Here is a 7,739-nt window from a genome sequence, read left to right as displayed (position 1 = left end):
GAGGACTGGTCAGCTGTCTCGATTACTACCTAAAACGACATGCGTTAAAAGTTAACTGAACCGCCGTGTGCCGAACGGCACGCACGGTGGTGTGAGAGGGACTATGCATTAGTCCCTACTCGATTGTTGTTTTACGATAGAGTTGCCCTTATAATCTCAGTGTGATGGTGGAGTGTTTAATTTTGGGAATATTACAAAACGAATAAGGGAAATTTTTGCATAGAAAAAAGAGGTCGAGAGAGAAATCCCAACCTTCTTTTTTGATATATTGGATGTTTGAGTGTCTAGTATAGAGTTTGCGAAGTAAGTTACAATTATTCGTATGGTACAGGAACCTTTTAGGTGTTTTTGTTGAATCAATTATACATTAGGATGGCTATACCTAGCTGTTCTTGCTATCTGAATGAGCCTTTTCTGGTTTTTGTTGGCTTAAATTGATGCCCCAAGGTACGATATTTTCTTTTCGATCCAAGATACGAACAACATTGGAGCGATGACGAATAAGAATGAGAAGCGCAATACCAATGATTGTTAGGGTAAAGGCAGTATCGTATTCCGGAATTAGAAAGTGAATGGCTGGGAAAATAAGAACCCCAAGAATCGCTGCAATGGCAGCTGCCATACTAGAGAGGGAAATCATGCTGAAAAGATAGAGTACACCAAAGAAAATAATGGCCATGTAGATAAAGAAGCCGAAGGAATAGGCGAAAACCGCACCAGCGCTAGTCGCAACCGCCTTGCCCCCCTTAAAATGGGCAAAAATCGGAAAGACATGCCCTAGAACGGCAACCAAACCAAATAGAATAGGGGAAACAGGGAGTCCTAGAAGTATAGGGAGATAGGTAGCAAGGGAGCCCTTAAAGAAATCAATGAGAAAGGTAATCATTCCAGCCTGTTTGCCAAGTATGCGGAAGGTATTTGTGGTGCCTGTATTCCCAGAACCTTCAGTACGTAAATCAATGTTGAAAAAGTATTGGCCGATCCAGAGCCCCGTTGGTATTGAGCCTAATAGATAGGCGATTAAAAAGCATAAGATAATCATAGAAATAGTATAGCACAGATGGGTTCAATGGATGAAAAAAACTTTGAGGAAATGAGGAATTTTGCGTCTTGTAAATAGCCAATATTTGTGTAGGAAAGCGTTAAGTTTGTGTATAGGTTTTTGATGAGCATTTCAATAAAATGAGAATAGGAAATTGTCAGTGTTCCAAATAAGCGTGAATAAAGGAGCAAATACATGGTCTACACAAAAGAAATTTTAGAAGAATGGTTACAGGATATTCATGAATTAACCAAAGATCACCCAAGTTGGGGGCAGGTATTTGAATCTATAACTTATTGCAATTCTAGGAAAAATTGGTAAGATAGAAGGTACTGAAAACAAGGAGGACACTATGGCAAAAAAAGAGGTCAGTTTAACCGCCTATAATGATGATGCCATTCAAGTCTTAGAAGGTTTGGATGCGGTTCGTAAGCGTCCTGGAATGTATATTGGCTCAACGGATGGGGTAGGTCTGCACCACTTGGTTTGGGAAATTGTTGATAATGCAGTTGATGAAGCCCTATCAGGTTTTGGAGATCAGATTGATGTCGTTATCCACCAAGATGGATCAATTTCAGTTGCGGACCACGGGCGGGGAATGCCTGTTGGAATGCACGCCATGGGGAAGCCGACCGTTGAAGTGATTTTTACAGTTCTCCATGCGGGTGGTAAGTTTGGGCAAGGTGGTTACAAGACATCTGGTGGTTTGCACGGGGTTGGCTCCTCTGTTGTTAATGCTCTATCCTTGTGGTTAGAGGTGGAAATCACTCGTGATGGTAGTGTTTACCGTCAGCGTTTTGAAATGGGTGGGACTCCGGTTACGGGGTTGGAGAGAGTTGGTAAGGCGCCTAAATCTCAGTCTGGGACTAGGGTTCACTTTATGCCGGATCCAGCTATTTTTTCGACCACTAATTTTAAGTTTGGTACAATCGCCGATCGCTTGAATGAATCTGCTTTTTTGCTTAAGGATGTAACTCTTAGCCTCAAGGATGAAAGGACTGGGGATGAGGCCTCTTTCCATTACGAGAATGGAGTTCAAGACTTTGTAGCTTACCTTAATGAAGGGAAAGAGGTATTGACCCCTATTTTAGATTTTAAGGGGGAAGATCAAGGATTTCAGGTAGAGGTAGCTCTCCAATATAACGATGGGTATTCCGATCATATTTTATCCTTCGTGAATAATGTGCGAACTAAGGATGGAGGGACCCATGAGACTGGTCTGAAGACAGCCTTGACCAAGGCCATGAATGACTATGCTCGGAAGACCGGACTTCTCAAGGAGAAGGAGAAGAATCTGGATGGTTCCGATTACCGTGAAGGTTTGACCGCCGTTCTGTCGCTTCTTGTGCCGGAGGAACATTTGCAGTTTGAGGGACAAACCAAGGATAAGTTGGGAAGCCCTTTGGCTCGACCATTTGTAGAAGGTGTTATGATCGAGCAGTTTACTTATTTTCTAATGGAAAATGGGGAAATGGCCGCAAATTTGATCCGTAAGGCTATTCGAGCGCGTGACGCACGGGAGGCTGCAAGAAAGGCGCGTGATGCGAGCCGGTCTGGGAAGAAGAAAAAGGATAAAGGGCTTTTATCCGGTAAGCTAACTCCTGCTCAATCGAAGAATGCTGCTAAAAATGAGCTTTTCTTGGTCGAGGGAGATTCTGCCGGAGGTTCTGCGAAACAAGGTCGAGATCGAAAATTTCAAGCCATTCTTCCCCTTCGTGGTAAGGTTATTAATACGGCCAAGGCCAAGATGACTGATATCCTGAAAAATGAAGAAATCAACACCATGATCTACACCATTGGCGCGGGTGTGGGAGCAGACTTCCAACTTGACGATGCCAACTATGACAAGGTTATCATCATGACGGATGCGGATACCGACGGTGCCCATATCCAAACTCTGCTTTTGACCTTCTTTTACCGGTATATGAAACCCTTAGTCGAAGCTGGCCGAGTTTACATTGCCCTACCTCCACTTTATAAAATGTCTAAAGGACGCGGGGCAAAAGAAGAAGTGGCCTATGCTTGGACTGATCAGGAACTGCAAGAACTTCGCAAACAATTTGGGAAAGGTGCGACTGTACAGCGTTATAAAGGATTGGGTGAGATGAATGCCGATCAATTGTGGGAAACCACCATGGATCCAGAGACCCGTACCCTAATTCGAGTAACGATTGATGATGTTGCGCGTGCCGAACGCCGTGTCTCTACCTTGATGGGAGACAAGGTTGAACCACGCCGCAAGTGGATTGAGGAAAACGTAACCTTTACCTTGGAAGAGTCCAGTGTATTTTAAGAAAATAAACTAAGAGGAATCTGATGTCGACAATTCAAACCATGTCCTTAGAGGACATCATGGGAGAGCGCTTTGGGCGCTATTCTAAATATGTCATCCAGGATCGGGCCTTACCGGATATTCGAGATGGTCTGAAACCTGTTCAACGCCGGATTCTTTATTCGATGAATAAAGATGGCAATACATTTGAGAAAGGCTACCGCAAGTCGGCCAAGGCTGTCGGAAATATTATGGGGAATTTCCATCCGCACGGGGATTCGTCTATTTACGATGCCATGGTACGGATGAGCCAGGACTGGAAAAACCGTGAAATTCTGGTGGAGATGCATGGGAACAATGGGTCCATGGATGGGGATCCACCTGCGGCGATGCGGTATACGGAGTCTCGTTTGTCCGAGATTTCAGATTATCTGCTTCTTGATATTGAGAAAGAAACAGTTCCTTTTGCCTGGAACTTTGATGATACCGAAAAAGAACCGACCGTTCTTCCTGCTGCCTTTCCCAATCTCTTAGTGAATGGGGCTACTGGTATTTCAGCTGGATATGCGACGGATATTCCCCCGCATAATCTCGCTGAAGTCATTGATGCGGTAGTCTATCTGATTGACCATCCCAATGCTAAGTTAGACAAATTGATGACGTTTTTACCTGGACCAGATTTCCCAACGGGTGGAATCGTTCAAGGCAAGGATGAGATTCGTAAGGCTTATGAAACTGGAAAAGGTCGTGTTGTTGTTCGTGCCAGAACAGAGATTGAAGCTCTTAAAGGTGGAAAACAACAAATTATAGTGACGGAGTTGCCTTATGAAGTCAATAAAGCTAGTCTGGTTAAAAAGATTGATGATATCCGTTTGGGTAATAAGGTAGCTGGAATCGCTGAAGTTCGGGATGAAACAGATCGAACGGGTCTACGGATTGCGATTGAATTGAAAAAAGATGCCAATACTGAATTGATTTTGAACTATTTGTTCAAATACAGTGATCTGCAAATCAACTATAATTTTAATATGGTTGCGATTGACCATTCAACTCCAAGTCAAGTCGGCTTGCATCGCATTCTAACCAGCTATATTCAGCATCGTCAGGAAGTCATTTTAGCCCGTAGTCATTTTGAAAAAGCTAAGGCAGAAAAACGTCTTCACATTGTGGAAGGTTTAATTCGAGTTGTTTCGATTTTGGATGAAGTCATTGCCTTGATTCGTCAATCGGAAAACAAGGCAGATGCTAAGAAGAACTTGGAAACGACTTACAACTTTACTCCAGAACAAGCTGAGGCAATTGTAACCTTACAACTCTATCGTTTAACGAATACGGATGTGCAAATTCTCTTGGCGGAGCAAAGTGAGTTGGAAGAAACTATTCAGACCTTGCAAGCTATTATCGGTGACGAGGGAACTCTGTTCAATCTCATGAAAAAAGAGCTGCGGCAGGTTAAGAAGATTTTTGCGAGTCCTCGTTTATCTGAGCTACAAGAGCAGGCTCAGACGATTGAGATTGATAGTTCCAGTTTGATTGTTGCTGAGGATACCTATGTGTCTGTGACAAAGGCTGGCTATATCAAGAGAACCAGTCCCCGTTCCTTCTCAGCTTCAAGCTTAGAAGAGATGGGCAAGCGGGAGGATGACCATTTGATTCTCTTGAGGGCTTGTCAAACAACCGAGCACCTTTTACTTTTTACCAATAAGGGAAATGTTATTTACCGTCCTGTTCATGAGTTAGCTGATATTCGCTGGAAAGATTTAGGCGAGCATCTGAGCCAATTTATTACGAATTTAGGTCAGGAAGAAGCAGTTGTCTTTGCTCAAATTGTGTCGGATTTTGAACAGGGAACGTATTTGGTTGCTAGTAAATCCGGTCAGATTAAACGTTTGGCGATTTCAGAGATCAAACCGTGGCGGACTTATAAATCGAAAGCAACGCTTTATATGAAACTCAAGGGTGATCAAGATCAGGTGATTTCTGTATTACCAATTGAGCAAGAGTCTGTTATGGCCATCAGTCACTTGGGCTATGCGTTGCACTTTGCAGGCGAGGATATACCGCAAGTTGGAGCAAAAGCGGCTGGAGTCAAAGCTATGAATCTTAAAGCTGATGATTGGATAGTGGCCGCTTTTCCTGTTACAGCTGAGACCTTCTATCTACTGACTCAACGTGGTGCCATTAAGGCTAATCGTGTAGCGGATTTCCCACTAGCTGGTCGAGCTGGTCGTGGTTTGCAAATCTTAAAAGAATTGAAGAAAGCACCACATCGTGTCTTTAAAGCTGGTATTATTCCAGTGGATGAACCTGGTCAGTTAGAAGTTCTAGCTCAAACGGAGCAGGCCTATGTGGTTGATCTTTCGCAGATCAGCCTTTTGGATCGGACTTCAAACGGTAGTTTCATTGATGAAAAGTTAGTGGAATCTGGTGTGGAGGAAGCATACTTGAAAGTTACTGAAGCTGACAGTAGGAATACCTAAAAAGGAACAGACAAAAGAGACTAGGTAAAAAATCTTAGAATTAGAAAAAAGCTTAGAATTACGTCATTAAAAACGTTGATTCTAAGCTTTTTTCATCTATTTAAATTTCAAGCGAAGCCGGAAATTGCTAGTTTTTGCCCAGTCTCTTTTTGGACGGGTGCTGAATAGCTTTATTTCCCTAAACAGAATTGGGAGAATAATTGTGTAATCAGTTCATCGGGTGCTGCATCTCCTGTGATTTCACCTAGTATTTCCCAAGTTCGAGTCAAATCAACCTGAAGCAGGTCAACAGGCATTCCAAGGGCGAGTCCTTCGTTTACAGCTTGAAGACTGGCTACAGCTTTTTCGATAAGACTAATATGTCGGGAGTTCGAGAGGTAGGTAGCGTCTTGCTCAACCAGACCAGCGTTCTCGAAAAAGAGTTGGTTGATTCGTTCCTCAATAGCTTCTAGGTTATCTTGGGTTAGTACGGAAATTGGAATGGCATCTGAGGGAAGCTGATCTAGTTCAATCTTAGACTCTAAATCTGTTTTATTAAGGAGAACAATCCGGTTCATATCTTGTGTTAATTCCAAGAGTTGACGATCTTGATCGGTTAGGGCTTGATTGGAGTTTAAAACGAGTAAGACCAAATCTGCTTCAGATAGGGCCTTACGGGAGCGTTCGACCCCAATTTGCTCTACGATATCTTCAGTTTCGCGGATACCTGCTGTATCAATGAGTTTCAGTGGGATTCCTTGAATATTGACATACTCTTCGATGACATCTCGTGTTGTACCTGCAATATCGGTGACAATAGCCTTGTCTTCTCGCAGCAAACTATTGAGAAGACTAGATTTACCGACATTCGGACGACCGATAATAGCAGTAGTGATTCCCTCTCGAAGGATTTTGCCTCGACGGGCTGTTTGAAGAAGAGATGTTAGCAGTTGCTCGAAATCTGCTGTTTTCTCCCGCAATAGTTGGGTCGTCATTTCTTCCACATCATCGTATTCTGGGTAGTCGATGTTGACTTCGACTTGAGCCAGCGTATTTAGAATCTCTTGTCGTGTATTATTGATTAATTGTGACAGAGAGCCATCCAATTGTTTGACCGCGATATTCATAGCTTTGTCGGTTTTGGCACGGATTAAATCCATAATAGCTTCGGCTTGTGTCAGGTCAACCCTCCCATTTAGAAAAGCGCGTTTTGTGAATTCACCGGGTTCGGCCAAACGTGCTCCCTGCCGGATTAAGAGCTGAAGAATCTCGTTGGTCACAGCTACCCCACCATGAGTGTTAATCTCGACAACATTTTCTCGTGTAAAGGTTTTGGGGGCCAGCATAATTCCCACCATGACTTCATCTAAAATTTCATCTTTATCGGGGTCGATAATATGTCCGTAATTTAGGGTGTGACTAGCTACCTGATCCAGATTTTTCCCCTTAAAAACTTTTTTCAAAATGGTTAAACTATCTGTTCCTGAGAGTCGGACAATTCCGATAGCCCCCTCACCGAGGGGAGTGGAGATGGCTGTAATAGTGTCGAATTCTTTCGTAATCATATTCATCCTTATTCTATAGTTTTTTATTTTTTTTGTTGAAAAACGATAAGAGGCTTCCTTTTGTATTCAGTATAGTTTAGGTTTACCAAAAAATAGTTTATAAAAATCAAGCATTGATTCTATTCTACCACTATCAAGTCTGATGTTGGTAGAATAAACTTGAAGTTTTCCCATTGCAGAAGTGTTAGAGCTGATGCAATGAGGAGAGATTTTGTGTAGGGGCTGGGAAAATTTTAGGCTATAAGAAAAAAGTTGGGATCTACTCAGTAGTCTCAACTTTTTTCTAGTACGACGGGCATGTCGTACATCTGAGGTGTAAGTCCTCTGTGGGCACCTGCTACCGGTGAACCCAATAGCGACTCCCAAGCCTGACTATCGTGAGGTAGCGGGGAGAGGAAGGG

Annotated in this window: 4 protein-coding genes; 2 read left to right on the top strand and 2 right to left on the bottom strand. The window is 43.0% G+C overall.

Features of this window, described 5'->3' with window-relative positions; translation table 11 throughout:
- Positions 1 to 382 precede the first annotated feature (382 nt).
- Positions 383 to 1,042 carry a glycerol-3-phosphate 1-O-acyltransferase PlsY gene (gene plsY, locus ACXM1Q_RS08310; RefSeq protein ID WP_458517668.1) on the bottom strand — a complete coding sequence of 220 codons (660 nt, stop codon included), beginning with the start codon at positions 1,040 to 1,042 and terminating at the stop codon, positions 383 to 385.
- 352 nt (positions 1,043 to 1,394) lie between these two features.
- On the opposite strand from plsY, the gene parE reads away from it, so the two are divergent.
- Positions 1,395 to 3,335: a DNA topoisomerase IV subunit B gene (gene parE / locus ACXM1Q_RS08305; protein WP_458517667.1), complete on the top strand. Its 1,941-nt coding sequence runs from the start codon at positions 1,395 to 1,397 to the stop codon at positions 3,333 to 3,335.
- 23 nt (positions 3,336 to 3,358) lie between these two features.
- Entirely contained in the window at positions 3,359 to 5,794 is a 2,436-nt protein-coding gene (gene parC, locus ACXM1Q_RS08300) for a DNA topoisomerase IV subunit A (RefSeq protein ID WP_458517666.1), read from the top strand.
- A gap of 170 nt (positions 5,795 to 5,964) precedes the next feature.
- On the opposite strand, the gene mnmE is transcribed toward parC, so the two are convergent.
- Positions 5,965 to 7,338: a tRNA uridine-5-carboxymethylaminomethyl(34) synthesis GTPase MnmE gene (mnmE, locus tag ACXM1Q_RS08295; protein WP_458517665.1), complete on the bottom strand. Its 1,374-nt coding sequence runs from the start codon at positions 7,336 to 7,338 to the stop codon at positions 5,965 to 5,967.
- Between the last annotated feature and the right edge of the window lie 401 nt (positions 7,339 to 7,739).

It is taken from the genome of Streptococcus sp. 10F2, assembly GCF_054331515.2.
The sequence above is the reverse complement of the archived record's forward strand: the minus strand, read 5'-3'. Positions and strand labels throughout refer to the sequence as shown.